The sequence below is a fragment of the Actinoplanes flavus genome (assembly GCF_017592555.1).
In the GTDB taxonomy this organism is placed as follows: domain Bacteria; phylum Actinomycetota; class Actinomycetes; order Mycobacteriales; family Micromonosporaceae; genus Actinoplanes; species Actinoplanes flavus.
The window spans coordinates 34020-58843 of record NZ_JAGFNS010000004.1; the positions used below are offsets into that span (position 1 = coordinate 34020).

General features: G+C 71.1%; 24 protein-coding genes. 12 read left to right on the forward strand and 12 right to left on the reverse strand.

Annotation, left to right across the window (positions count from 1 at the left end):
• Positions 1-5: 5 nt before the first annotated feature.
• Positions 6-449: a hypothetical protein gene (locus J5X75_RS07360; protein ID WP_208466549.1), complete on the reverse strand. Its 444-nt coding sequence runs from the start codon at positions 447-449 to the stop codon at positions 6-8.
• Positions 446-1072 carry a DJ-1/PfpI family protein gene (locus J5X75_RS07365; RefSeq protein WP_208466550.1) on the reverse strand — a complete coding sequence of 209 codons (627 nt, stop codon included), beginning with the start codon at positions 1070-1072 and terminating at the stop codon, positions 446-448. Before J5X75_RS07365 ends, J5X75_RS07360 begins: the two co-directional genes overlap by 4 nt.
• A gap of 165 nt (positions 1073-1237) precedes the next feature.
• Here J5X75_RS07365 and J5X75_RS07370 point away from each other — a divergent pair, with 165 nt between their 5' ends.
• Positions 1238-2191, forward strand: a complete 954-nt coding sequence (locus J5X75_RS07370; RefSeq protein WP_208466551.1) for a GlxA family transcriptional regulator — start codon at positions 1238-1240, stop codon at positions 2189-2191.
• On the opposite strand, the gene J5X75_RS07375 is transcribed toward J5X75_RS07370, so the two are convergent.
• Together J5X75_RS07375 and J5X75_RS07380 are read right to left on the reverse strand one after the other, a co-directional pair.
• The gene (locus J5X75_RS07375) at positions 2124-3017 is read right to left on the reverse strand and encodes an NAD-dependent epimerase/dehydratase family protein (RefSeq protein WP_208466552.1); all 894 of its coding nucleotides are present in this window, start codon (positions 3015-3017) and stop codon (positions 2124-2126) included. The genes J5X75_RS07370 and J5X75_RS07375 overlap by 68 nt on opposite strands.
• A gap of 223 nt (positions 3018-3240) precedes the next feature.
• A complete protein-coding gene (locus J5X75_RS07380; RefSeq protein ID WP_208466553.1) occupies positions 3241-3687 on the reverse strand; it encodes an Lrp/AsnC family transcriptional regulator in 447 nt (148 codons plus the stop codon).
• Between the two features lie 74 nt (positions 3688-3761).
• Between J5X75_RS07380 and J5X75_RS07385 the strand changes: the two genes are divergently transcribed.
• From J5X75_RS07385 to J5X75_RS07395, 3 genes are all read left to right on the forward strand, one after another.
• Entirely contained in the window at positions 3762-4358 is a 597-nt protein-coding gene (locus tag J5X75_RS07385) for an RBBP9/YdeN family alpha/beta hydrolase (protein ID WP_208466554.1), read from the forward strand.
• 362 nt (positions 4359-4720) lie between these two features.
• Positions 4721-5575, forward strand: coding sequence for a helix-turn-helix transcriptional regulator (locus tag J5X75_RS07390; protein WP_208466555.1), 855 nt, complete (start codon positions 4721-4723; stop codon positions 5573-5575).
• Between the two features lie 19 nt (positions 5576-5594).
• Positions 5595-6578 carry an aldo/keto reductase gene (locus J5X75_RS07395; RefSeq protein ID WP_208466556.1) on the forward strand — a complete coding sequence of 328 codons (984 nt, stop codon included), beginning with the start codon at positions 5595-5597 and terminating at the stop codon, positions 6576-6578.
• Positions 6579-6956: 378 nt separating this feature from the next.
• Here the strand turns inward: J5X75_RS07395 and J5X75_RS07400 are convergent, their stop codons facing one another.
• Complete coding sequence (locus tag J5X75_RS07400; RefSeq protein ID WP_307797991.1) at positions 6957-7304, reverse strand: hypothetical protein; 348 nt, start codon at positions 7302-7304, stop codon at positions 6957-6959.
• Between the two features lie 123 nt (positions 7305-7427).
• Between J5X75_RS07400 and J5X75_RS07405 the strand changes: the two genes are divergently transcribed.
• Complete coding sequence (locus J5X75_RS07405) at positions 7428-7871, forward strand: hypothetical protein (protein WP_208466558.1); 444 nt, start codon at positions 7428-7430, stop codon at positions 7869-7871.
• Here J5X75_RS07405 and J5X75_RS07410 read toward each other — a convergent pair.
• The 3 genes from J5X75_RS07410 to J5X75_RS07420 are packed head-to-tail and all read right to left on the reverse strand — an operon-like array spanning position 7831 to position 12593.
• Positions 7831-9219, reverse strand: a complete 1389-nt coding sequence (locus tag J5X75_RS07410) for a glycosyl hydrolase family 18 protein (RefSeq protein ID WP_208466559.1) — start codon at positions 9217-9219, stop codon at positions 7831-7833. The two genes, J5X75_RS07405 and J5X75_RS07410, sit on opposite strands and share 41 nt — an antisense overlap.
• A 38-nt stretch (positions 9220-9257) precedes the next feature.
• On the reverse strand, positions 9258-11192 hold the full coding sequence (locus J5X75_RS07415) for a hypothetical protein (RefSeq protein ID WP_208466560.1): 1935 nt from the start codon (positions 11190-11192) through the stop codon (positions 9258-9260).
• 33 nt (positions 11193-11225) lie between these two features.
• Positions 11226-12593, reverse strand: coding sequence for a cellulase family glycosylhydrolase (locus tag J5X75_RS07420; protein ID WP_208466561.1), 1368 nt, complete (start codon positions 12591-12593; stop codon positions 11226-11228).
• Between the two features lie 227 nt (positions 12594-12820).
• On the opposite strand from J5X75_RS07420, the gene J5X75_RS07425 reads away from it, so the two are divergent.
• The 5 genes from J5X75_RS07425 to J5X75_RS07445 are packed head-to-tail and all read left to right on the forward strand — an operon-like array spanning position 12821 to position 18088.
• Positions 12821-14500 (forward strand): ABC transporter substrate-binding protein, encoded by a 1680-nt coding sequence (locus J5X75_RS07425; RefSeq protein ID WP_208466562.1) that lies wholly within the window; start codon positions 12821-12823, stop codon positions 14498-14500.
• A gap of 7 nt (positions 14501-14507) precedes the next feature.
• Positions 14508-15497 carry an ABC transporter permease gene (locus J5X75_RS07430; RefSeq protein ID WP_208466563.1) on the forward strand — a complete coding sequence of 330 codons (990 nt, stop codon included), beginning with the start codon at positions 14508-14510 and terminating at the stop codon, positions 15495-15497.
• Positions 15498-15510: 13 nt separating this feature from the next.
• Positions 15511-16455, forward strand: coding sequence for an ABC transporter permease (locus J5X75_RS07435; protein WP_208466564.1), 945 nt, complete (start codon positions 15511-15513; stop codon positions 16453-16455).
• The gene (locus J5X75_RS07440; RefSeq protein ID WP_208466565.1) at positions 16452-17285 is read left to right on the forward strand and encodes an ABC transporter ATP-binding protein; all 834 of its coding nucleotides are present in this window, start codon (positions 16452-16454) and stop codon (positions 17283-17285) included. The genes J5X75_RS07435 and J5X75_RS07440 overlap by 4 nt, the downstream gene beginning before the upstream one ends.
• On the forward strand, positions 17282-18088 hold the full coding sequence (locus J5X75_RS07445) for an ABC transporter ATP-binding protein (RefSeq protein ID WP_208466566.1): 807 nt from the start codon (positions 17282-17284) through the stop codon (positions 18086-18088). The genes J5X75_RS07440 and J5X75_RS07445 overlap by 4 nt, the downstream gene beginning before the upstream one ends.
• Positions 18089-18144: 56 nt before the next feature.
• On the opposite strand, the gene J5X75_RS07450 is transcribed toward J5X75_RS07445, so the two are convergent.
• A complete protein-coding gene (locus J5X75_RS07450; protein WP_208466567.1) occupies positions 18145-18654 on the reverse strand; it encodes a flavodoxin domain-containing protein in 510 nt (169 codons plus the stop codon).
• 106 nt (positions 18655-18760) lie between these two features.
• On the opposite strand from J5X75_RS07450, the gene J5X75_RS07455 reads away from it, so the two are divergent.
• Complete coding sequence (locus J5X75_RS07455; RefSeq protein ID WP_208466568.1) at positions 18761-19048, forward strand: chorismate mutase; 288 nt, start codon at positions 18761-18763, stop codon at positions 19046-19048.
• 180 nt (positions 19049-19228) lie between these two features.
• A complete protein-coding gene (locus J5X75_RS07460; RefSeq protein WP_208466569.1) occupies positions 19229-19852 on the forward strand; it encodes a hypothetical protein in 624 nt (207 codons plus the stop codon).
• Here J5X75_RS07460 and J5X75_RS07465 read toward each other — a convergent pair.
• The 3 genes from J5X75_RS07465 to J5X75_RS07475 all read right to left on the reverse strand — a co-directional run bounded on the left by J5X75_RS07465 (position 19839) and on the right by J5X75_RS07475 (position 24805).
• A complete protein-coding gene (locus J5X75_RS07465; RefSeq protein WP_208466570.1) occupies positions 19839-20612 on the reverse strand; it encodes an aminoglycoside phosphotransferase family protein in 774 nt (257 codons plus the stop codon). The genes J5X75_RS07460 and J5X75_RS07465 overlap by 14 nt on opposite strands.
• Before the next feature lie 300 nt (positions 20613-20912).
• Positions 20913-22445, reverse strand: coding sequence for an ROK family protein (locus J5X75_RS45880; protein ID WP_208466571.1), 1533 nt, complete (start codon positions 22443-22445; stop codon positions 20913-20915).
• Between the two features lie 218 nt (positions 22446-22663).
• A complete protein-coding gene (locus J5X75_RS07475; protein WP_208466572.1) occupies positions 22664-24805 on the reverse strand; it encodes an alpha-galactosidase in 2142 nt (713 codons plus the stop codon).
• Between the last annotated feature and the right edge of the window lie 19 nt (positions 24806-24824).

Consider the following 24824-nt stretch of genomic DNA (forward strand, 5'->3'; position numbering starts at 1 on the left):
CGGTGTCACGCTCCGGTGGTCGAGCCGGGCCGCACGATCATCAGCACCGTGACCACCGCCCAGAGCACGTTGAAGATTCCGGTGAACATGGCGAGCCGGGCCGGGCCCCTCGTGTCGTCCATCGCGTCCAGCAACAGCCTCTGGCGGGGAAGAACCGCCAGCACCAGCACGGCGGCGGCCGTCGTGGTCAGCGCGATCGACGTGAGCAGCCAGGCGTCGCCGAGGACGCCGAGGCTGTTCGCGGTGGCGAGGCCGAACACCGGGACCACGATGCCGAGCGCGGCGTAGACCCGGCAGATCCGGTGCAGCGATCGCGGCACGGCGAGATCCCGGTCGGCGCCGGTTCCGGCCCGCCGGATCGCGGCCGGGAACATGCTGGCGGCGACGGTGACCGGCCCGATCGCGATGATCGCGGCGAGAACGTGCACGGACAATAGGAACTTCGTCATCGGATGACCGGCTGGGACGCGGCGGGGGCCGGGCGCCAGACGGTGCCCCGGCGTTCGTGGTGGAAGAGGTGTTCGACGGCGTGGGCGGACGGGGCGCCCAGGGTTCGTTCGAGCAGGTAGAGACCCAGGTCCAGGCCGGAGGTGACGCTCGAGGCGGTGACCAGGTCGCCGTCCTCGACGATGCGGGCGTCGATCGCCACGGCGCCGGCCGCGGTGAGCGCGTCCAGACCGAACCGGTGGGTGGTGGCGGGACGGCCGGTGATCAGGCCGGCCATGGCCAGCAGCAACGAACCGCCGCAGACCGTGGCCGTGATGGCGCCCGGCCGGTTCAGGGCGACGGCGAGCATCCCGGGCAGCGGGGTCGCCAGCGCGCGGGCCAGCACCGCCGGGATCTCGTCCAGGTCCGCGGCGGCCGCCCCCGGGACGACGACCAGGTCCGCCTGTTCCGGGTCGAGCCGGGCGGTGGCGTGCAGTGTCAGCGGGCCGACCCCGCTGGGGACGGTGCGCGGGCCCTCGGCGGAGGCCAGCTCGACCCGCGGGATCCCGCCGGCCATCAGGGTCTCGTACGGCGCGATGACGTCCAACGGGTCGAAACCGTCGAACAACACGATCTGTGCAAGCAACGCGAATCAGTCCTTCTCGTGGGGAACGAGATGACCCTAGGAAGCTGCCGCGCCGTCGAGAAGTGGCTGGATTGCCATGCCTCAACGGATTCTCGCCAGCGGGGTTATCCACAGGCGCGCAGGCCGCGGCTTGGTGGGCACCCACGAGGGCAGTACCTTCGCGCCATGCTCACCGTGGCCGTGCTCGCCCTGGACGGCGTCATCCCCTTCGACCTGTCCACCCCCATCGAGGTGTTCAGCCGGACCCGCCTGCCGGACGGCCGGCCCGCCTACCGGGTCCGTGTCTGCGGGCTCGGCGGACCCGTCGACTCCGGCGCCTTCCCTCTGACGCCACCCTGGGGGCTGGACGCCCTGGCCGACGCGGACACGATCATCATCCCGGGCTGCGCCGATCCGGCCGCCCCGGTCCCGCCGCGGGTGCTCGGCGCCCTGCGCTCGGCCGCGGCCGACGGCACGAGGATCGCGTCGATCTGCGCGGGCGCGTTCGTTCTCGCCGCCACCGGGCTGCTCGACGGGCAGCGTGCGACCACACACTGGCTGGTCACGAAGCGGCTCGCGGAGGCGTACCCGGAAGTGGACGTCGACCCTGATGTTCTCTATGTCGACAACGGGCAGTTCCTCACCTCGGCCGGAGCGGCCGCCGGGCTCGATCTCTGCCTGCATCTGATCCGGCGCGATCACGGGTCGGCGGTCGCGGCCGACGCGGCCCGGCTCTCGGTCATGCCGTTGGAGCGGGAGGGTGGCCAGGCGCAGTTCATCGTTCATGATCAGCCACCGACGCCGCGCGGGTCGGAGCTGGAGCCGGTGCTGAAGTGGATGCAGGACAACGCGGACCGGACCCTGTCGCTCGACGACATCGCCGAACAGGCGGGGATGAGCTGCCGCACCCTGAACCGCCGGTTCCGGGAGCAGACCGGGACCACGCCGCTGCAATGGCTGCTGCGTGCCCGGATCCGTCAGGCGCAGCACCTGCTGGAGACCACCGACCACTCCGTCGAGCGGATCGCCGGCCAGGCCGGATTCGGGTCGTCGACGGCTTTCCGGGAGAGGTTCAAGAAGATCGTCGGCACCAGCCCGTACGCGTATCGGGCGGCCTTCCAGACCACGGAGGCCCGGTGATCCGCTGGACGCCGTATCGGGGGCGGTAGCCGAAGGCGGCGGTGGCGGCGCTGGAGTCGTAGACCCGGTCGATGGTCTCCGGCAGCCGCCACCCGCGCCGCCGGAAAGCGGCCGCGACCTCCGGTAGCCGCTCGGCGATCACCGCGGCGGCGTCGGTGAACAGCGCCGGGCAGTCCGCGCGGGTGAAGGGGTACGGTCCGGCGATCGTGAAGACGCCCGTCACCGGATCGCCGGCGACTCGGGTGACCGCTGCCGCCACGTCGGACAGCCCGACCGCCCGGTGCAGCAGGTGGGTGGCCAGAACGGGTGGCGGCTCCGGGAAACAGCGCGCGATCCGTAGCGTGACCGAGGCGATGGGGCACGCCGCGACCAGCTGTTCGGCGGCCAGTTTCGTCTCGTCGTAGATGTCACGTGGGCGGGGTCGCAGCGCCTCGTCCACCCACACCGTCCGGTCGGTGGGGACCATGGCGTGGCCGTACACGCTGGTGCTGCTGATGTAGACGATCCGCCGGACCCCGGCGCGGTCGGCGTCGTGCAACAGCGTCTCGGTGGCGCCGACGTTGACGGCGCGGAACTCCTCGTCGCCGACCCGTCCGACGTGCGGCGCGTGCAGCGCCGCGGCGTAGATCAGCACCGTGGAGCCGTCGAGCAGGGCGGTGCGCACCCGCCGATCCCGTAGATCGCCGACCACGCCTGTCCAGCGGCCGGCGACCCGGTCGGCGCCGCGAACTCGCCAGCCGGCGGCGCCGAGGGCCGCCGCCACCGCGGCGCCGACGAGGCCCGAGCTTCCGGTCACCGCCGCGACCGGCGAAGTCCCGTGGTTCATGGCTTCCATCGCCAGTGGCGTGGTCGTATCGGCGGGCCCGAATTCTCGGCCACCGCCGCCGGCCGGGCGGGCGACCTGGTTGTGGGCGGGCCGGTCGTGGGCGACCTGGTTGTGGGCGGGCCGGTCGTGGGCGACCTGGTTGCGGGCGGGCCGGTTGTGGGTGACCTGGTTGTGGGCGGGCCGGTTGTGGGCGGCCCGGTGGCGGGATGTCGCGGCGTGGTGGTCACGGGGCCGGGGTGGTCAGCGGTTTGGGCGGGTAGGCACGGAGAACCAGCGACGTGGTGACCGGGCCGAAGCGGGCCAGGGCGTCGACGACCTGTTCGAGGCGGCTGGACCGCGGGCAGTGGACCTCGAAGATCAGGCAGTCCTCGCCGGTCACCCGCAGGGTGGAGACGATCTCCGGGGTCCGGGACGTGAACTCCAGCGCCCGGGCGAGCTGGGCGTGGGTGGTGCGCAGGCGGACGACCGCGTGGATGTTCAGGCCGAGGGCCAGCGGGTCCACGACGGCGCGGTAACCGGTGATCACGCCGGCCCTCTCCAGCCGCTGGATGCGGGCGCCGGCCGCCGGCTGGGAGAGCCCGACGCGGCGGCCCACCTCGGCGCCGCTCAGACGGCCGTCGGATTGCAGAAGCGCGAGGATCGACAGGTCGGTCTCGTCAAGTGATTCCATCGTCCTCCGTACCAGGTCGTTCTGCATCATTCGATCCTGTGGCGGGACGCCGCGGCCGGCCGCAGAATCCGGCGGTGATCTCCTACATCATCATCCCCGGCATCGACGGCTCCGACGAGGACCACTGGCAGACGCGATGGGAACGGCGATGGGGTGCCGCGGCGGTGCGGATCGCCCCGTCGTCGTGGACCGCGCCCGATCTCGAGGACTGGGTGGCGGCGGTCGGTACCGCGTACGCCGGGATCTCGCCGAAAGGCCACCGCGTCGCGCTGGTGGCGCACAGCCTCGGCTGCTGGGCCGCCGCGATCTGGCTGAACCGGAACCCGAAGCGCGCGGTGGCCGGCACGTTGCTGGTCGCGCCGCCGGATCCGGGCGGCCCGGCGTTCCCCGGCCAGGCGGCACCGACCTTCCGGCACCTGCCGGCGGAGCCGCTGTCGTGCCCGGCGACGGTGGTGGGCAGCGGCAACGACCCCTACGCCAGTGCCGGGGCGGCGGCCGGGCTCGCCGACCGCTGGCGCGCCGGCTGGCACTTGGCCGGCGACCACGGCCACCTCAACTCGGCGAGCGGCCTGGGCGACTGGCCGGCCGGTCATCGCCTGCTGGACGCGCTGACACGCCCCGAGGACGCCGGCTGTCCGGAACCGGGTGATGACGGGCCGGGGCCTGGATGACGGCCGGCCGGGGAGGGGCTCTCACAGCTTGGCGAGAATGCCCTCCGACAGGATTCGGGAACAGGCGAGCGTGTCCCGCGCCGGACCGATCGGCCGGGGCACGGGGCGGACGGGGATGCTCGACGATCGCGTCGCCGCTGTCGAGGTGACGTGTCAACCGGTCCGCTTCGAGCCCACCTACGACGGCTCCGAGTCCGAACCCAAGGTGCTGCCCGCCGCTGACCGGTAGGGCCCGGCCCGGATCTTCCGTGAGCGCGGCGTCCACCGCGGCGCGTGATCGACATGGTGATCACGGCGAGTACCGGTGATGCGTGTATCACCAGTACATCCCAGGTGGCCGGAACGCGTCGTACGGTCGAGTCGTGGACAACCGAGCCGAGGTACGCGACTTCCTCACCTCCCGACGCGCCAAGATCACCCCGGAGCGGGCCGGGCTCCCCGCGGCCGGGCAGCGCCGGGTTCCCGGGCTGCGCCGCAGCGAGGTCGCCGCACTGGCCGGGATGAGTGTCGAGTACTACGCGAAGCTCGAACGCGGCACGCTGGCCGGAGTGTCCGCCGGGGTGCTGGACGCGATCTCCCGGGCCCTGCAGTTGGACGAGGCCGAGCGGGCCCACCTGCTGCGGCTCGCCCACGAGGCGGACGGCAGCAGCGCGGTGCTGCGTCCCCGGCGCCGGCCGCGGCAGTGGACGGTCCGGCCCAGTCTGCAATGGTCGCTCGACTCGATCAGCGCGCCGGCGATCCTGTCCAACATGCGTGGTGATCTGCTCGCGGCGAACCTGCTGGGCCGTGCCATGTACAGCGACGCATTCGCGGGCGCCCATCCGAATTTCGCCAGGTTCACCTTCCTGGACTCGGCGGCCCACCGGTTCTTCCCGGACTGGGACGGCGCGGCCGACATCACGGTGGCGAACCTGCGGACCGCGGCCGGCAAGGATCCGCACGACAAGGGCCTGCACGACCTGGTCGGCGAGCTGTCCACCCGCAGCGACGACTTCCGCCGCCGGTGGGCGGCGCACAACGTGCGCATCCACGGCACCGGCGTCAAGCACTTCCGGCACCACATCGTCGGCGACCTCGTCCTGAACTACGAGACGCTCGACCTTCAGGCCGAACCCGACCTGACGCTGACGATCTACACTGCCGAGCCGCAGTCGCCGACCGATCACGCGCTCGCCCTGCTCGCCTCCTGGGCCGTCACCGCCCAGGAGATCGGCTGACCCCGTCAAGGAGAGAACCGTGCAGAAACGCACCCTCGGCCAGGGCCTCGAAGTGTCCGCCCTGGGCTTCGGCGCCATGGGGATGAGCCACGGCTACGGCCCCGGCCCGGACCGGGACGCCAACATCGCCCTGCTGCGGGCCGCCGTCGACCGTGGCGTGACCCTGTTCGACACCGCCGAGGTGTACGGCCCTTACGTCAACGAGGAACTGGTCGGCGAAGCCCTCGCGCCGGTCCGCGACCAGGTCGTCATCGCCACCAAGTTCGGCTTCGCCATCGACGGCCAGGGCGGCCGAGACGTGGACAGCCGGCCCGAGCACATCCGGCAGGTGGCCGACGCCTCGCTCAAGCGGCTGCGCACCGACCGGATCGACCTGTTCTACCAGCACCGCGTCGACCCGGACGTGCCGATCGAGGACGTCGCCGGGACGGTCAAGGAGCTGATCGAGGCCGGCAAGGTCGGCCATTTCGGCATGTCCGAGGCGGCTGTCGCCACGGTCCGGCGGGCGCACGCCGTCCAGCCGGTCACCGCGGTGCAGAACGAGTACTCGCTGTGGTGGCGTGGCCCCGAGGCCGAGCTCATCCCCGCCTGTGCCGAGCTCGGCATCGGCCTGGTCCCGTTCAGCCCGCTCGGCCGGGGCTTTCTCACTGGCAAGATGGACGCGGACACCACGTTCGCGCCAGGCGACATGCGTGCCGGTCTGCCCCGTTTCGACGCCGAGGCGCGGCGTGCCAACCAGGCGCTGGTCGACCTGCTGACGTCGGTCGCCGCCGGCAAGGGGGCCACGGTCGCTCAGATCGCGCTGGCCTGGCTGCTCGCCCGGCAGCCGTGGATCGTGCCGATTCCCGGCACCCGCCGCCTGGAGCGCCTCGACGAGAACCTGGGCGCCGCGGCGGTCGACCTGACCGCGGCCGACATCGAGCGGATCGAGACAGCGGCCGCGGCCATCGAGGTGCACGGCGCCCGCTACCCCGAGCACATGGAACGCATGACCAACCGGTAGAGACGGTCGAGGTCCGCGTTTCGCTTTCCCACACCTTTTCCGGTACGCGCGACCTCGTCCCGTCCGATCAGGGCCGTCCCGTCCGGTCGGCGCGATCTCGCTGCCCGCACCGGCCTGTGCCGCGCCCGCCGGGCGGAGATCGGTGGCCGGGCGGGCCGGCCCACGCGATCGGCGGCCGGATGGGGCCGGCCTGCGCGATCGATGGCTGGGTGGTGCCGGTCCGCGCGATCGGCGGCCGAGTGGTGCCGGTCCGCGCGATCGGTGGCCGGGTGGTGCCGGACCGGGCGATCGGCGGCCGGGTGAGGCGGGCTTGCGCGATCAGTGGCCGGGTGGGCTCGACGCGCGCAAACGATGGCCGGATGGGGCCGGCCCGGGCGATCAGTGGCACAGCACCAGCAGGCGCATGAACAGCGTGCAATACAGGAGCACCGCGAGCAGGACGGCGCCGAACCCCCGGGCGGTGACCTCCCATCCGGAGCGGCCCCGCCAGGTCCACGGCAGCGCCTGTTCCACGATGATCAGCAGGATCCAGAACAGGGGAGCGACCAGGAAGAACAGGTCCCATCGCTCGTCGTCGAAGAGGGTGCCGTTGCCGTTGCCGCCGTAGTTGGAGCAGTCCTCCTGCCGATACCCCGGGTTCAGGATCAGCAGCAGCACGATGAAGCCGGCCACCCCGCCGATCAGCATCCGGAAACCGCTGAGCGGTGACGGCTTTCGTTCCTCCATGATCACCCGACCACGGTAGAGCCGCGGCGCAAGAGCTTTACCTGTGCGGTAATCGTGTGCCCGGCGCGGCGTCGTTAGCGTCCTCTCCAGTGACATTCGCCAACGGTGAAAAGGGGAGGATCGATGCGGGTCTCCGACCGGGTTCCGGCCACGGCCACGGTGAACGACGATGTGCTGCTGCGGTGGGTGCTGAAAGCGGATGCCGTGGTCACCGGGGTCAACGGCATCGCCTACGTGGCGCTGGCCGGTGCGCTGACCGGCGTTCTCGGCTATCCGGTTTCCGTGCAGCGCTGGGCCGGCGCGTTCCTGGTGGTGTACGCCATGGTGGTCGGGGTGATCGCGACCCGCCCGGTGGTCAGCCGTGCCGCCGTCCGGGCGGTGATCGGGGCCAACGTCGCCTGGGTTCTGCTCAGCATCGGCGTGCTGAGCGCCGGCGCGATCGAGGCGACCACCCTGGGTCGAGTCTGGATGGCGGCGCAGGCAGCGGTCGTCGCCGCCTTCGCCGCCCTCCAGACCTACGCCCTCGTCAGCCCAGGGCGTTCAGGAACGGCTCGTGGCTGTTCTTGAACTCCCAGCCGTAGAACCGGTCCCAGTTGATCGACCAGGTCATCAGGCCGCGGAAGTTCGGGTTGAGCCCGCTGCGCGGCGTGTAGCCACCGCAGTTGCTGCCCTTGACCAGGCAGTTGACGGCCTGCTGCACGCCGGCCGGGGCCACGTAGCCGTTGCCCGCGCTGACCGAACTGGGCGCGCCGAACGCGATCTGGTCCTCGCGCAGCGCAGGGAACATGTTCGCGGTGTTGCCCGCCACCGGGAATCCGGCCAGCATCATGTCGGTCATGGCGATGTGGAAGTCGGCGCCGCCCATCGAGTGGTACTGGTTGTCCAGGCCCATGATCGAGCCGGAGTTGTAGTCCTGGACGTGCAGGACGGTGAGGTCGTTGCGGAGCGCGTAGATGACCGGCAGGTAGGAGCCGGCCCGCGGGTCCTGGCCGCCCCACGGTCCGGAACCGTAGTACTGGTAGCCGAGCTGGACGAAGAACGTCTCGGGCGCCATCGTGAGGACGAAGCCCGCTCCGTACCGTGTCTTGAGGGTTTTGATCGCGCTGATCAGATTGACGATGACCGGCGTGGTGGGGTTCTTGAAGTCGGTGTCGCCGGTGTTGAGCGACAGCGAGTGGCCTTCGAAGTCGATGTCGACGCCGTCCAGCCCGTATTTGTCGATGATCGCGCTGACCGAGCTGACGAACCTGTCGCGGGCCGCCGTGGTGGTCAGCTGGACCTGGCCGTTGGCACCGCCGATGGAGAGCAGCACCTTCTTGCCGGCCGTCCGCTTCGCCTTGATCGCGGCGATGAACTCGGCCTCGGTCTCGACGCCCGGGCACTCGGTGGCGGGGCAGAGGGTGAACCGGATGTCGCCGGAGGTGGCGCTGGTCGGCTCGCCGAAGGACAGGTTGATGATGTCCCACTCGGCCGGTACGTCGGCCATCCGCAGGTAGCCGGCGCCGTTGGCGAAGCTGGCGTGCAGGTAGCCGATGAGGGCGTGCTTGGGCAGCCCGCCGACGGGGATGGGGGTGCTGGGTGACGTCGAGGGGGAGGGCGACGTCGAGGGGGAGGGCGACGGGGACGCCGAGGACGACGACGGCGACGGCGACGGGTTCACCACGCCGCCGCAGGCGCCGTTGTTGATCCAGACGTCCCATTGGCCGCTCTTGACGGCCGGATCCTCGCCCTGGGTCCACCACTTGGCGGTGTAGTTGTTGCCGCCTTTGGACGCGACGTTGTCCTTGACGTAGACGGCGGAGGCGCTCCAGGCGGGCGCGCACGCGGCGGCGGCGCTGGCGGTGGAGGCCACATATACGGCAGAACACGCGGCGGCCAGCACAGCCGCCACGGAGAGAACCACGGATCGACGCATGCGCAATTATTAAGACTGTTTACTGAATAAGTAAAGGGTCAGTCCGGTTCCGGGACGTCTGCCAGGAATTCGTCGAGCCGGTGGCGGCGGCGGGCGTGCTCGGCGGACAGGTGAGCGCGGGTGAACGACTCCGGCCGGTGGCGCAGCCGCGAGCGGCCGACCGGGGTGCGGAACTCGTCGTCCGGCACGGCGGCGGCGCCCGGCGGCAGCAGGGCCAGCAACTCGTCGTAGACGGCGACCGACGTGGCCAGGGCGGCCAGCATCGCCTCCCAGCTGTCGTCGTCCCAGTCGCCGGCGGCCGCGTGCTCGAGCTGGTTCGCCCGTTCCGCGTTCATCTCGCCGATCATCCACAGCTGACCGGCGTCGAGCAGGGCGGACGGCCCGTCGCCGGGCATGCTCAGCCCGTACCCCAGGGGGTCCGGGTCGGGGTCGTCGCGCGGCACCGTGAAGACGAACCCGCGCTCGCGCCGGCAGGCCAGGCAGACCCCGTGGTAGCGCAGCGTGAGCCGGGCCGGGTCGCCGCCGCGCTCCTGGACCTGCCGGTGGAACTCGGCCTCCCCGCACACGCACCGGTGCAGGTCCATGAACATCAGCGCCTCGGTGACGCCCCGGGCCGGCAGCGGGTGCAGCTCCGGCCCGGGATCCTCCGGCCCGGACGCCGCCAGGTAGTCGTCGCGGGCGGCGAGCATCCGCGGCCACCGGAACCGATCGGGTTCGGCGGCGTGCATCTGGAGCCCGTGCCGGCCCCGGATCTCCTCCTCCGGTACGACGTCGGCGCCGGGCGGCACGAACAGCATCGCCTCCTCGACCGAGGACGCGGCCAACTTCATGTTCATCGCGTGCGTCTGCTCGTCGCCGGCCGCGTACACCGTCGCCATCACCAGCCACTGACCGGGATCGACCACGTGCGACGGCTCGGCACGCGGCGACATCTGCCAGTGGGCGGTGCTCAGCGTGCCGGGGCGGACGGTGAACCGGAACCGGAAGCGGTGCCACACCCGGCGGGTGCAGCGGGCCTTGACGGTCAGCACCTCGTGGTCGCCCGCCGGCAGGCTGCGCTCGCCGAAGGACAGCAGCTTGCCGCCGCAGCGGCACTCCTGGAAGTCCAGGAACATGCTGGCGTCGTAGCCGGACCGGGCCAGCGGCGGCTTCATCGGGGCGGTGCGTTCCGCCGGCGGCGGTCCGAAGACCGCCACGAACTCGGCGAGATCCAGGCGGCGCCGCGCCAGCTCACGATCGATGCGGGGTACGCCGAAGTCCGCCGCCCGCTGTCGGAGTGCCTCGAGCCCGGCGGCCGTCCAGAGGTGGCGCACCGGCACCCGCCCGGTCCCGGCGGGCACGAGCCGGGACACCTCGGCGGCGCCGTCGACGGCCCACTCCAGCAGGTGGCGGGCCCGCTCGTGTTCGGCGGCGGTGGGCCGGCGCTGCCCGAACACCCGCAGCAGTTCGGCGGCCCGCCGGGCGCACCGGCGGGAGTGCTCCTGCCATTGGGCGGCGTCGAGCAGCCCGTCCGAGGCGGGGTCGACCAGGACCGTGCGCTCGCCGTGCCGGACCGCTGTCCGGTCGGCCGTGATCCGAGCCTCGCCGTCCGGCTCGCCGGTGAGGTAGAGGACCGCCTCGGTGACCGACCGGGCGACCGGCTCGAACTCGGCTCCGGGCAGCCCGCCGCTCATCCAGCTCAGGTCCTGGTGGGTGAGGCCGGACTCGGCGAGCAGTTCGGCGACCACCTCGCGCGGGGGCCGGGCCGTGTAGTGCACGACCTCGACCCCCGGCTCGGCGTCGTACTGCAGGCGACCGAAACCGATCAGGTCGCCGCCGGCCAGCCGGATGAGGGCGAGTGCCGCCGGGCCGAGATCGTCGTCGACGGGTTCGAACCGGAGCCCGAACCTGCTCTCCACCGTGGCCCGGTCGAGGCGCAGGCGGGCCAGGTAGGAACTCGGGCCTCTCCGGACCCCGACAGCGACGGCTTCCACCCGGGCGGCACCTCCACATCGGCGCCCGTCAGTCTACGAGGCCGCGCAGCTCACCGGGGACGGTACGGCGTTCGTCGCCCCGCTGGAGGCGGTGAACCCGAAGCTGGTCGTGGCGCCCGCGGCGAGCGTGCCGTTGTACGGCGCGTTGCGGGCGGTGACCGTCTCCCCGGAAGTGGTGACCGTGGTGTTCCAGGTGTTGGTGAAGCGCTGCCCGTTGGGCCAGGTCCACGTGACGGTCCAGCCGGTGATGGCGCTGCTGCCGGCCTTGACGGTGACCGTGCCCTGGAAGCCGCCGCCCCACTGGTTGCTGATCGCGTAGGTGGCGGTGCAGCCGCCGGGCGGGGGCGGGTTGCTGGTGCTCGGCGACGGCGAGGCGGAGGAGGAGCTGACCGACGGCGACGGCGAGACCCCGCCGAACACCGTGGCCTCCTTCGCGGTGGCCTTGATCCCGTTGGCGCCGTTGAAGATCCGCTGGCCCCAGGTGGTCAGCTGCGCCGGGTTGAAGTTGGTGACCATGTCCAGGTACTCGACGCCGCCGCCGTTGCCGGACCAGGACCAGCCGAGGTAGCCGATGCCGCGCTGCTGGGTGGTGGCGAAGATGGTGTCCTCGTCGGGGTTGCCGTCGGAGTGGTCGTGCCCGAACTCGCCGACCACGATCGGCAGGTTCGCCGTCTGGAACCGGCCCAGGTAGTCGTTGATCTCGGCGGCGGTGTCGAAGACGCCGTACATGTGGATCGAGAAGACGGTGTTGCGCTGCGGGTCGGCGGCGAACACCGAGGCGGCGTTGTCGCGCATGATGAACTGCCAGTCCTGGCCCCAGTTCGGCGCGTCCACCATGATCTGGTGCTGGAAGCCGGCGGCGCGCAGCCGGGTGATGGCCGTCTTGGTGTCGGCGGTCCAGTTGGCGGCCGCGGTGCCGTTGCCGTACGGCTCGTTGCCGATGTTGAGGATGACGAAGTTCTCCTGGCCGGTCAGGGCGCTCTTGATGGAGATCCAGTAGTCGACGGCCTGGGCCAGGGTGGCGGCGCCGGACTGCTCGCCGTAACCGGTGGTGTCGTGCACCTCCAGCACGCAGATCAGCCGGTTGGCCTTGCACTGGCTGATCACGGTGGTGACGTCGGAGGCGGAGTTGGCCGTCCAGCGCTGGCCGCTGCCCAGCACGACGCGGACCGTGTTGGCGCCGAGGGCCTTGATGTTGGCCAGCGAGGTGCTGGTCTGGCCCGCATACCAGGTGTGGGCGTGATTGACGCCACGCATCAGGAACGTGTTGCCGTTGGCATCCAGGATGCGGGTGCCGGAGACGGTGAATCCGGCCGCGGCCTGGGCGGGCTGGGCCAGCGTCAGGACGGCCGCGGCGGTGGTCAGGACGGCCGCGAGGCCACCCCACCATTTCGCTCTCATGGGGATCCTCCGGGGGACGGGGATGGGGACGGGGGCTTGCCGGGAGAATCTAAAAGGACTTAACTAAGTGGGTCAACCCAGAATCTCAGTCGATCATGGTCGATGCAAGTCGGCCTTGACACCGCAAACTTAAGCCGCTTAATAATGATCAGCATCGAAGACGATCCCTGCTTCCCGCCCCGGGCAGCGGATGGTCCGCGCACCCCCACTCGCGGAGGAACTCGACGATGTCCATCCCCAGCGCACGCCGGATCCTCGCCGCGGCCGCCGCGGCGCTCCTGCTGGCCGGCTGCACCGGCGCCGACGGCGACGACAAGTCCGGCGCCGCCGACAGCTCGATCACCGTGTTCAACGGCGCGAACGGCGCCATCGTGGAGAACTGGAACCCGTTCTCACCGACTCAGCTGCAACCCACCAACGGCACCATGTACGAGGCGCTGTTCTGGTACAACCTGGCCACCGACGCGCCGCCGCAGCCGATGCTCGCCACCGGCTACTCGTGGAACGCCGACGGCACCGAGCTGACCATCACCGCCCGCGAGGGCGTCAAGTGGTCCGACGGGCAGCCCTTCACCGCCAAGGACGTGGCCTTCACCTTCGACCTGATCAAGCGCACCAAGGCGATCAACGCCACCAACCTGGACATCACGAGCGCGGTGGCCAAGGACGACAAGACCGCGGTGATCACCTTCGGGACCAAGTCGTTCACCGACGAGGCGGCCATCATCGGCCACACCCCGATGATCCCCGAACACATCTGGAGCAAGATCCCCGACCCCGAGAAGACGATCAACCAGAACCCGGTCGGCACCGGCCCGTTCAAGCTGAAGTCCTTCTCGGCGCAGAGCTTCGTCATCGAGAAGAACCCGAACTACTGGCAGCCGGGCAAGCCGCGGATCCAGAACGTGCGCTACATCTCGCTGGCCACCGCCGACGCCGCGAGCGCCGCGCTGACCGCCGGCCAGGTCGACTGGATGAGTTCCTACCTGCCCGGCCTCGACCAGCTGCTGAAGAACCACAAGGATCTGTCGTATGTGAACACGCCCACCATGACGACGTCGATCTTCACCTGCTCGGGCACCGAGTACGGCTGCAAGGGCCCGCAGACCGACCCCGCCGTGCGCCAGGCGATCTACCACGCCATCAACCGCGATCAGCTCAACAAGCTGGCCGGCGGCGGGTTCGCGGCCACCGCCTCGCCCACCATGCTGCTGCCCGAGCGCGACCAGAAGTGGATCGCGGACCCGTCCCAGCAGGCCATCCCAGGCACCGGCGACGCCGCGAAGGCCAACCAGATCCTCGACGCGGCCGGCTGGGCCAAGGGCGCCGACGGCATCCGCGCCAAGGGTGGCGAGCGGCTGTCGATGACCATCCAGACGGTCAGCGGCTGGAGCGACTACATCTCGCTCAACGACACGATGGCCCAGCAGCTCAAGGAGGTCGGCATCGAGCTCAAGCCGACCCAGCTGTCCTGGAACGAGTGGAACAACAACCAGGTGCAGGGCCGTTTCCAGCTCTCGCTGGACTCGATCGGGCTCGGCGCCAACTCCAACCCGTACCACATCTACCAGCCGAAGTACGCCAGCGGCACCACCGCCAAGGTCGGCGAGAGCGCCCGGACCAGCGGCAACTTCGCCCGCTACCACAACGATGCGGTCGACAAGGCGATCACGGCGGCGGCCGGCACCAACGACGAGGCCACCCAGAAAGAGCAATACAAGATCATTCAAACCGAGATCGTACGGGACCTGCCGTACATCCCGATCTATGTGAACTCGCTGCTCACCGAGTTCAACACGAGCCGTGCCACCGGCTGGCCCAGCAACGACAACAAGTACGCGCTGCCCGCCTCCTGGAAGATCTGGGACAACGGCATCGTCCTGGCCACCATCACGCCGGCGAAGTAGCCCGGCCGTGCGCTACCTGTCCCGCAAACTCGGGTTCTACCTGGTCGCCCTCTGGGCGGCACTGACCCTCAACTTCCTCATCCCCCGGATGATGCCCGGCGACCCCGTCGAGATCATGCTGGCCAAGCTGGGGCAGAAGGGGCCGGTCACGCCGGAGTCCCGGGAGGCGATCGAGGCGATGCTGGGCACCGACTCGAGCCGGCCGCTGTGGGCCCAGTACGGCGACTACCTTGCGGGACTGGCCAACGGGGACCTGGGCGTCTCTCTGGTCTTCTTCCCGGCCCCGGTCAGCTCGATCATCGGGCAGACCCTGCCCTGGACGATCGGCCTGATCGGACTGGCCACGATCATCTCCTTCCTGACCGGCGTGGGCCTGGGCACCCTCGCCGGCTGGAAGCGGGGCTCGTGGATGGACAACCTGATCCCGGTCACCACGATGTTCCAGTCCGTGCCGTACTTCTGGCTGGCCCTGATCCTGCTCTTCCTGCTCGGCAGCGTCTGGCCGGTCTTCCCGCTCAACGGCGGCTACGACGTCTACAACGTCACCCCGGGCTGGAACGGTCCGTTCCTCGCCTCGGTCGTCTACTACGGCACCCTGCCGGCGCTCACCATCATCCTGTCGTCCATCGGCGGGTGGATGCTCGGCATGCGCAACATGATGGTCTCCACCCTGTCCGACGACTACATGGTCACGGCCGAGGCCAAGGGCCTGCGCTCCCGGCGGATCATGCTGCGGTACGCGGCCCGCAACGCCGTCCTGCCGTCCATCTCCGGGTTCGCCATCTCGCTCGGCTTCGTGGTCGCCGGTTCGATCATCACCGAGGCGGTGTTCTCCTACCCGGGCATCGGGTCGGCGCTGCTCCAGGCGGTCGGCGGCAACGACTACGCCCTCATGCAGGGCATTCTCCTGATCATCACGCTGTCGGTACTGGGCGCCAACCTGCTGGTCGACCTCCTGTACTCGGTCATCGACCCGCGCATCCGGGCGCGGGGCTGAGGAAGGGAACGCCATGGCCGCCGCCGACACCGTCACCGTGAACCTCGCCGTTCCACGCCGCCGCCTCACCTGGCCGCCGATGACCGGCAAACTGGCCACCGGCCTGATCATCGCCGGGCTCATCACCCTGTTCGGGCTGGTCGGGCCGCTGTTCGTCCAGGACCCGGCCAAGGTCGACGACATCGGTCTCACCCCACCCAGCGCCGAGCATCTGCTCGGCACCACCCAGACCGGGCAGGACGTGCTCGCCCAGCTCGCCCACGCCACCCGCGGCTCGCTGATCGTCGGCGCCGTCGTCGGGCTGCTCACCCTGATCCTGTCCGGCTTCTTCGGCATCGTCGGGGCGTACGCGGGCGGCTGGCTCGACGAGGCGTTCTCCCTGTTCACCAACGTCGTCCTGGTCATCCCCGGGCTGCCCGTGGTGATCGTCATCTCGGCCTACGTCGCCGATCGCAGCCTCCTGCTCGTCGCGATCGTCCTGGCGATCACCAGCTGGGCCGGGTCCGCGCGCGTGCTGCGCGGCTCCACCCTCAGCCTGCGCAGCCGTGACTACGTGCTGGCCAGCCGGGTCGCCGGGGAACGACGATGGCGGATCCTGCTGGTCGAGATCCTGCCCAACCTCATCCCCCTGCTCGCCTCCCAGGTGGTCTTCGCGGTCATCTTCGCCATCCTGGGCGAGGCCGGCCTCTCCTACCTCGGGCTGGGCGCCACCGAGTCGTTCACCTGGGGCACCATGCTCTACTACGCGCAGAACGGGCTCGCCCTGCGCCTCGGCGCGTGGTGGTGGTTCGTACCCCCGGGGTTGATGCTGGCCCTCTTCGGCGCCGCCCTGTCCCTGATCAACTTCTCGATCGACGAGATCATCAACCCGAAGCTGCGCAACCAGACCCGGGGTGCCCGCCGCGGCTGGCGGATGTCCCGCGAGCAGCTCCGTAGGGCCAAGGAGTCGACGCTGTGAGCGAACCGGTCCTGACCATCGAGAACCTCAGCGTCGACTACCTGGTCGACCCGGTCGTGCACGCCGTCCGGGACGTGTCGCTGACCCTGCGGCGCGGCGAGGTGCTCGGCCTCGCGGGGGAGAGCGGCTGCGGCAAGAGCACCCTCGCCTACGCGATCGTGCGCCTGCTCAAACCACCCGCCATGATCACGTCGGGGCGGGCGGTCTTCCACTCACGCGACGGCGCCGACATCGACTGGGGTGATCTCAGCCCGGAGGACCTGCGGGCCGCCCGCTGGGACAAGATCTCCATGGTGTTCCAGGGCGCCATGAACTCCCTCAACCCGGTCATCTCGATCCGCGACCAGTTCGAGGACATCTTCACCACCCACCGGCCCGCCATGTCCCGCCGCGACCGCCGCCTGCGCTGCGGCGACCTGCTCGAATCCGTCGGCGTCGACCGGGCACGGCTCACCTCGTACCCCCATGAGCTGTCCGGCGGCATGCGGCAGCGCGTCATGATCGCCATGGCCATGGCCCTGGAGCCACAGATCATGATCATGGATGAGCCGACCACCGCGCTCGACGTCGTCGTGCAACGCGAGATCCTCCGCGAGCTCACCCGGCTGCGTGACGAACACGGCTTCGCCGTCGTCTTCATCACCCACGACCTGCCGCTGCTGCTGGAGATCAGCGACCGGATCGCGGTCATGCGCGACGGCGCGATCGCCGAACTCGGCGACGCCTACCAGCTCTACACGTCACCCCGCCACGACTACACCAAACAGCTGCTGGCGTCCTTCCCCAGCCTCACCGGCGACCGCGGCTCCTTTCTCAGGGAATCAGCATGACCACACTCGACGTGCGCGGGCTCTGCAAGGACTATCGACTTCGAAACGGCATGCGTACGCGGACGCTGCGCGCCGTCGACGACGTCAGCTTCACCCTCGACCACGGGCGCACCGTGGCACTGGTCGGGCAGAGCGGCAGCGGCAAGTCCGCCATCGCCCGCCTGCTGTTGCAGCTCGAACAGCCCACCTCCGGGCACATCCTGCTCGACGGTGAACCGGTGGCCCGCCGTGGCTCCGCACTCGCGCGCTATCGGCGTACCGTGCAGATGGTTTTTCAAGATCCGTTCGCGTCGCTGAATCCGTTCCACGACGTCGAGCACCACCTCACCCGGCCGGTGCGGCTGCACCAGCGCGGGCTCAGCGACGCCGAGGTCCACCAACGGGTGCTGCACCTGCTCGAACGGGTCCGGCTCACACCGGCGGCCGACTTCGCCCGCCGCCGGCCGCACGAACTCTCCGGCGGGCAGCGGCAGCGCGTCGCCATCGCCCGCGCCCTCGCGCCGTCACCCGGCGTCCTGATCGCCGACGAACCCGTCTCCATGCTCGACGTGTCGATCCGGCTCGGCGTGCTCAACCTGCTCGCCACCCTGCAACGGGAGGAGGACCTGGGCGTCCTCTACATCACCCACGACCTGGCCACCGCCCGGCACTTCTCCGACGAGATCCTCGTCCTCTACCAGGGCCGGGTCGTCGAACGCGGGCCCGCCGACGAGGTCATCCTCCATCCACGGCACGAGTACACGCGTACCCTCGCCGAGGCCGCACCCAACCCGGAACGCCGTCTCGGCGAGCTGCGCCGCTGAGGCGGTGTGGCCTCTCGGGAGGCTGTGCCGCTGAGGCGGTGGGGTGTCTCGGGAGGCTATGCCGCTGAGCTGGTGTGCCGGTCCGCGACCTTCCGCGCCCAGCGACGGGCGCGCTCGATCTCGCCGGCGACCAGCGGGCCGGTCATGCCGCCGACCCGGAAGTCCTCCGCCGGCACCACCGGCTGCCCGCCCAGACCGTGCAGCCGGCGCAGCGCCTTGCGGGCCGCCGAACCGGTCGGGAACCGGGTGTCCATCCGGGTGTCGAAGGCAGCCACCGGCAGGCCGGCCAGCGGGGAAGCGGCGTCCAGATACTCCCGGATACCGGTCTCCCGCGCTCCGGCCCGGACCTCGCCCTGCTTCCCGGCGTCCGCCCTGGTCGACGGCCGGCTCAACCCGAACGCGTGGGTCGGCGCACCGACCACCAGCAGATCCACGCCCGCGACCGGCGGCCGCTCGCGCACGTCGGCGAGCGTCACCTCGAAGGCACCGGCGAGCCCCTCGGCCACCGCGTTCGCCACCGCGGCGGTGTTGCCGAACATGGATTCGTAGACGACGAGCGCTCTCATCGCAGATCCCTTCCACTGGCCCTTTCCGCCAGTAGACGCCGCACGCGGCCGCTCCCGTCAGGGCCGGACGGCCCGCGCTGGGACACCTGCTGGCAGGATGACCGGCATGAATGCCGATCTCACCGAAGTCCGCCGGGCCATCGACGCGATCGACGCCGAGGTGGTGCAGCGGCTCGCCGCCCGGGAACGGCTGGTCCGGCGGGCCGCCGCGCTGAAGACCGACGAGCAGGCGGTGCGGGCGCCCGCCCGGGTCGAGGAGGTCATCGCCAAGGTGCGCGGCCTGGCCGTCACGGCGGGCGGGTCACCGGAGGTCGTCGAGCGGGTCTACCGGGCGATGATCAGCGCCTTCATCGACCTGGAACTCGCCGAGCACCGCGGGCACGACAGAGCCTAGGACCGGCAGTCCACGATCGCTCGGGCCAAGGCCCGGATCAGGGCGGTCTCGCCGGTGCGCGGCGGAGGAACGGCTGGTTCACCCGCGTTGCGCGATTCCCGTACGCATGCTGTGGTTTTGCCGGAATCTTGACCTTGTGCAGTACCAAGGTGGGCGAGTCCGAAACGTTGTGGGGGCAGCATGGACTGGGCAGTGATCGGTGCCATGGTGGGGCTCGCCGCCGTGGTCATCCGAGGTGTGCTGGCGTTCGGCATGGCCGGCAAGGAGATCGGGAAACTGCGTGTCTCCGGCCAAAGTGTGCGAACCCTGCGCGCCCAGGCGGAGGCCCGGCGATGGACGTGGGACGCGGCCGCCTACGAGCCCACCGTGCCGGTCGGGCGGCTCGCCGGGCTGGCCGGGCTGCGGCAGCGCGGCGCCGCCCACGGGAAGTTCCGCCGGCGTCAGGCGAGCGCCGCGGTGGTGGCCGCGATCGTGGACTCCGGCTTCACATCGCACCTCGGCATCGACTCCGGCACCACGGTGCTGGCCGTGGTGATCACCATGGAGGCGCCGGAACTCGACGGTGACCTGCACCTGGACCCTCAGCGAGGCGGCGGCTACGACGTCTCCGGCAGCCTCGCGGGGCTGCTCGCCGGCACCGACCTGCTGAACCGGCTCGGCTGGGTGGGCTACCCGGCGGTCGATGTGGCCGACGGGCAGGCGAGTTTCCTCTACCCGAGTCTCAGCAGTGCCGCCGAACTCGACCGGCTGCTGTCCGTCGGCGACGACCTGCTCAGCGGGCTCGCTCCGGTCACACCGCCGTGAGCGCCTCGTCGATCATCCGGTGACCCTGGGCCTCGAAATCCTCGATGCCCTTGTCGTAGGCCCAGCAGGCGGTGCCGATCGCCTCCCGGACACGGCTGCGGCGCCAGCCGTCGTCCGCACGGGGGTCGGCGCCGTACCCCTCGAGAAAGGCCCGCTCCAGGCGGGGATCGTCACGGAAGTCCTGGGCGACAAGACGACCGAAATCGGTGTACGCGGGGCGCAGCGCCGCCCGGCCGAAGTCGATGACGCTGACGACACCGTCGTGGACCAGCCAGTTGCGGGGCTGCCAATCGCCGTGCGTCGGCACGACCGTCGCCGGGTGGGCCGGCCAGCTCCTGATCAGAGTTCGAAGCCGCTCCACCATTGACGGGGCGATCCGGTGCCGTCCGTCCAGCAGCGTCAGCGATTTGCCGTTCTCGCGCTGTTCGTAGCCCTCGTCGACGGTCGCGGTCTGGCCGTGCAGCACGGCGAGCAGCTCGCCCGCCTGACGGAAGGCGGCCGGGTCGGTGGCGTGCTCGCTGTCCAGCAGCAGCACGCCGGGCAGGTAGGTGGTGACCAGCAGCTTCGCCGTTGTGCTGGCGTGCAGCATGGTGGCGGCCCGGCCCCGGCTGGTCCACGAGGACAGCCACTCGCGGTGGGCGCGGATCTCCCGGGCCATGTGGTGGTCCCGCGCGCCGCCGGCCTTGACGATGTAGCGGTCGGCGCCACGTGTCATCTCCAGGACCGTGGTCTCGACGATGCCCCAGCTGTGGTCCCTCACGACCGTCGCACCCGGAATCCATCGATCCAGCAGATCCCGTTGCTTTGCTGAGAGCTTCCCGAGCGCACCGTTCACCATCCGAATCCTAGGCCGGGTCTGCTCGTTGCCGCTCGAGCCGGTCGAGCACCCTCTTCAGCTGGTCCTCAGTGTTGTCTCGAGGGGGTTGATCAAGCACGGACAGCCAGCCCGCTGCCTCAGCTGGTCGTGGGTGTTGGTTCGGGTGTTTGAGACAGCTCTGACGGCGAGCCGGGTTCTCAGTTGGCCCTGTTGCGGGTGCGACAGCGAGCCGGGTTCGAGCTGTCAGCGGCGCAGGTGGGACTGTAGGACCAGGGCGGCGGCGCCGGTCGCCGAGGCGGTCGCCGCGGCCAGGGAGACGGTGACCGTCGCCGAGCGGTGCCATGTCCGGCGGTCCGCGGGCTGAACCCGGCGCATGATCGCCGGGCCGTAGACGAATGACGCCGCCGCGAAACCCGGGCCGGTCAGCACCACCAGGTCGATGTCGAGCAGATTCACCACCGATTCGGCGGCGGCCGCCACGTACCGTGCGGAATCCTCCAGCAGCGCGAGGCATCGCGGAGCGCCCGACCGGGCGGCCCGGGCCACCGCGGCGAAGTCGGCGGTCACGCTCCGTGGCGCGGACTGGCCGAGGCCGGCCTCCGCGGCCGCCGCGGCGTCGGCGCGGGCCGCGGCCACCACGGTGCGGGGCCCGGCCAGGACCTCCAGGCACCCGCGACTGCCGCACCAGCATTCCGGACCATCGACCTGTACGCACACGTGGCCGAACTCGCCCGCCGCACCGTGCCCACCCCGCATCGCGCGACCTTCGACGACGATCCCCGCGCCGATGCCGCTGCCCATGTACAGGGCCGCGAACGCCTGCTCCGGCCCGACCCGCGCCACCCAGTACTCACCGACGGCGGCGGCGGTCGCGTCGTTCTCCACGAGCACCGGCCAGCCGTTCTCCTCGACGAGCCGCCGCCCGAGCTCGTCGGCGTCCCATCCCCGCAGGTGCGGCGGCGCGTCCCAACCACGCAGGTGGGCGTCGTCGCTCGCGTGCGGCAACGCCTGCACGCTGACCACGTGGGCCGGTGTGCCCGCCGCCTCCGCGGCACCGGGCGAGGTGGCCCAGTCCGCCCGGCTCGCCGGTGGTCGGGCCTCCGCGCCGGGGGCCGCCGCCCGCCGATGAGGGAGTGCTGCCTCCGGGCCGGTTGCGGTGGGCCGACGGGTGTGGGGTGTGGCCTCCGGGCTCAGTGAGACCGACGGACTGCCCGGGCCTCCGAAATGGGATATCTCCGTCGATCCCGCTACGCCGCCCGCTGCCGGTGGAGTGTCGGCCTCGGGCGTGCGGCGGACGCTGCCGTTACGGGGGCCGGGCCAGACGACGCCGAGGCCGAGGCAGCGGGCCCGGTCCACGCCGGAGGCCGCCAGCAGGGTGCCGATGCCGTCGGCGAGGTGCGGGAGCAGGTCGCCGGGCGGTGCGGGGCGGGCGAGACGGGAGATGACGCCGCCGGTCTGGCCGGTCAGGACGAACGTGGTGACGTCCCGGTCCAGGTGGACGCCGACGGCGAGGCGGGCGGCCGGGTCCAGGCGCAGCAGGGTGCGTGGCTTGCCGCCGGTCGGGGCGCGGCCGGTCTCCACGACGAGGCCCTCATCGAGGAGGCGGCGCACGGTCATCGACACCGCGGCCTCGGTGAGCCCGGTGATCGCGGCCAGCTCGACGCGGCTCAGCGGCTCGGAGGCGCGGATCGCGTCGAGGATGCTCTCCCGCGCCGCGGGACGGCGCCCCCGGCCCGGCCGGCCCACCGGCGTAGCGTCTCCGATCGCTTCCCTCACCCAGCCACCACCATGTCGCCGAACCCCTCCGTCATCGCGCCACCATCCTGCCCGCACAGGCGTGGGTGGGGGCGCCGCCACGTCCGAGACGCGGATTCCGTCACTCGATCATCGATCCCGTTCGCCGTCAAACGGCTCGCCCACCCGGACCCGCGGCGGGTTCACCCCCGAGGGGCCGAGGCAGCGGCACGGCGAGGAACCCGGCGACACGGCCACCGTCATGTGGTGCCTCCGGCCGGGGTGGCGCGGATCAGCAGCACCCGGTCGGGGTAGAGGACCGGGAGCCGGAGGCCGGCTGTGCCCAGCGCACGGCCGCTCAGCCGGACGCCGGCCGATGTGCACCACGGCAGGGCGGCGCCCCACGCCGCGGCGTTGCCGTCGGGCACGTCACCGGGTGGCTGTGGTCGCACGTGGTAGAGCCGGTCCGGGTCGAGGCCGGGCAGCGCGACGGCGCCCGGTGGGTAGGCCTCGCTGGTGGCGGTCGCGGTCACCGCGAACAGGGCGTCGGATGCGGACACCACGCCGGTCAGCGAATACGCCGGATCGGCCACGTCCCCGTGCACCAGCGTGCCGGTGTGCAGCAGCGACCGGACCTCCTTGTAGAGGGCCACCCACTCGCCCAGCCGGGACAGTTCCCCGGGTGTCGCCACGGTGAGGTCCCACTCGATGCCGAGATGGCCCCAGATGGCGGTGCCGGCGCGGGTGTCCAGCGGCAACTCTCGCTGGGTGGTGTGCGAGCGTGGCGCGCCCACGTGCGAGCCGATCAGCTCCAGCGGCACGAGCAGGCTGGTCCACCGCTGGATCGCCACCCGTTCGTGGGCGTCGATGCAGTCGGACGCCCAGATGCGGTCGGTGCGGGCCAGGATCTCCAGGTCGACGCGGCCGCCGCCGGACGAGCAGGACTCGATCTCCACACCGGGATGCCGGGCGCGCAGCTCGTCGAGGAGCCGGTAGACGGCGTGCGTCTGGTCGTGCACACCGGCACGCCCGGACGCGGGATGGCCGGCGTCGACCAGGTCGCGGTTGTGGTCCCACTTCAGATACCCGATGGCGTGCTCGCTGAGCAGCGTGTCCAATCGGTCGCGCACGTAGGCGTACGCCGAGGGGTTGTGCAGGTCGAGCACCTGCTGGGAGCGCGCCGTCGGTGGGAGCCGGTCGCCGGCGGCCATGATCCAGTCGGGGTGGGCACGGGCCAGGTCCGAGTCGGGATTGATCATTTCGGGTTCGACCCAGAGGCCGAACTCCATGCCCAGGTCACGGACCACGCTGATCAGGGGATCGAGCCCGTCCGGCCACACGTCGGGCGAGACCGTCCAGTCGCCGAGGCCGGAGGTGTCGTCGCGGCGGGACCCGAACCAGCCGTCGTCCAGCACGAACCGCTCGGCGCCGACGGTCGCGGCCGCCTTGGCCAGCTCGGTGAGCCGGCCCAGATCATGATCGAAGTAGACCGCCTCCCATGTGTTGACCACGACCGGGCGTGGCCGCGTGGGATGGCCCGGCCGGGACCGCAGATAGCTGTGGAAACGCTCCGACAGCGAGTCCAGGCCGTGGGCGCCGAAAGCCGCGAACACCCATGGGGACGTGTAGGACTCGCCCTCGCGCAGCCCGATCTCGCCGGGTAGCAGCAGCTCACCGCCACCCAGCGCGGAATGCCCGTGATAGTTGCGCTCCGCGACCGTGCGCGCGTTGCCGGAGAACGCGGTGTGCACACCCCAGACCCGGCCGTGCCGGTTGCCGAACCCGGCCGTGCCGGCGCACAGCAGATAGGCGGAGTCGTAGCCCGTGCGGCCGGTCCGGTTCTCCCGGACCCGCAGGCCGTGCGTGAAAGCGGTCCGTTGTGGGGAGCGTTCCCGCAGGTGGTGGCCGGTGAAGTCGAGCAACTCGGTGGTCTCCGGCGGCACCGGCAGGAACAGCGTCAGATGATCCAGCCAGTAGGTGCCCGGCGCCGTGCTGGTCAGCCGCGCGCGAGCGCGCAACACCCCGGCCGGGTGCAACTCGATCTCGATCACCAGCTCCAGGCCCGCGGTCTCGTCGAAACCCCTCACCTGTACGCCGTGAGCACTCCGATCCACGCCGCTCACGGAGAACGCGCTGGACCACGCCGTGCCGTCGCGATGCCCGGCCAGACCCGGATGACCGAGCCAGCCGGCCGACTGCTCGGGCAGGATGGAGACCCGGACCGGGGAGTCGGCGGAGAACCCGATCGGCTGTGGCGCTGTGGCCAGCGCCACCTCGGCCAGCTCCTCGGGGCCGAGGTCGCCCAGGGCCTCGCCCCAGTGCACGACGGCTGGCAGCGAGGGGCCGCGAAAGTCCAGCACAAAGCTCACGCCGGCAGCGCTCAGGTGCACGAAATCGACCATCGGACCTCCGGTCACATCG

Coding starts and splice junctions, on each gene's coding strand:
- J5X75_RS07380 (WP_208466553.1), bottom strand. CDS start 3,687: ATGGAATCACTTGACGAGACCGACCTGTCGATCCTCGCGCTTCTGCAA.
- J5X75_RS07370 (WP_208466551.1), top strand. CDS start 1,238: ATGCTCACCGTGGCCGTGCTCGCCCTGGACGGCGTCATCCCCTTCGAC.
- J5X75_RS07375 (WP_208466552.1), bottom strand. CDS start 3,017: ATGAACCACGGGACTTCGCCGGTCGCGGCGGTGACCGGAAGCTCGGGC.
- J5X75_RS07405 (WP_208466558.1), top strand. CDS start 7,428: ATGCGGGTCTCCGACCGGGTTCCGGCCACGGCCACGGTGAACGACGAT.
- J5X75_RS07420 (WP_208466561.1), bottom strand. CDS start 12,593: ATGAGAGCGAAATGGTGGGGTGGCCTCGCGGCCGTCCTGACCACCGCC.
- J5X75_RS07445 (WP_208466566.1), top strand. CDS start 17,282: ATGACCACACTCGACGTGCGCGGGCTCTGCAAGGACTATCGACTTCGA.
- J5X75_RS07425 (WP_208466562.1), top strand. CDS start 12,821: ATGTCCATCCCCAGCGCACGCCGGATCCTCGCCGCGGCCGCCGCGGCG.
- J5X75_RS07435 (WP_208466564.1), top strand. CDS start 15,511: ATGGCCGCCGCCGACACCGTCACCGTGAACCTCGCCGTTCCACGCCGC.
- J5X75_RS07400 (WP_307797991.1), bottom strand. CDS start 7,304: ATGGAGGAACGAAAGCCGTCACCGCTCAGCGGTTTCCGGATGCTGATC.
- J5X75_RS07460 (WP_208466569.1), top strand. CDS start 19,229: ATGGACTGGGCAGTGATCGGTGCCATGGTGGGGCTCGCCGCCGTGGTC.
- J5X75_RS07360 (WP_208466549.1), bottom strand. CDS start 449: ATGACGAAGTTCCTATTGTCCGTGCACGTTCTCGCCGCGATCATCGCG.
- J5X75_RS07455 (WP_208466568.1), top strand. CDS start 18,761: ATGAATGCCGATCTCACCGAAGTCCGCCGGGCCATCGACGCGATCGAC.
- J5X75_RS07475 (WP_208466572.1), bottom strand. CDS start 24,805: ATGGTCGATTTCGTGCACCTGAGCGCTGCCGGCGTGAGCTTTGTGCTG.
- J5X75_RS07410 (WP_208466559.1), bottom strand. CDS start 9,219: ATGCGTCGATCCGTGGTTCTCTCCGTGGCGGCTGTGCTGGCCGCCGCG.
- J5X75_RS07450 (WP_208466567.1), bottom strand. CDS start 18,654: ATGAGAGCGCTCGTCGTCTACGAATCCATGTTCGGCAACACCGCCGCG.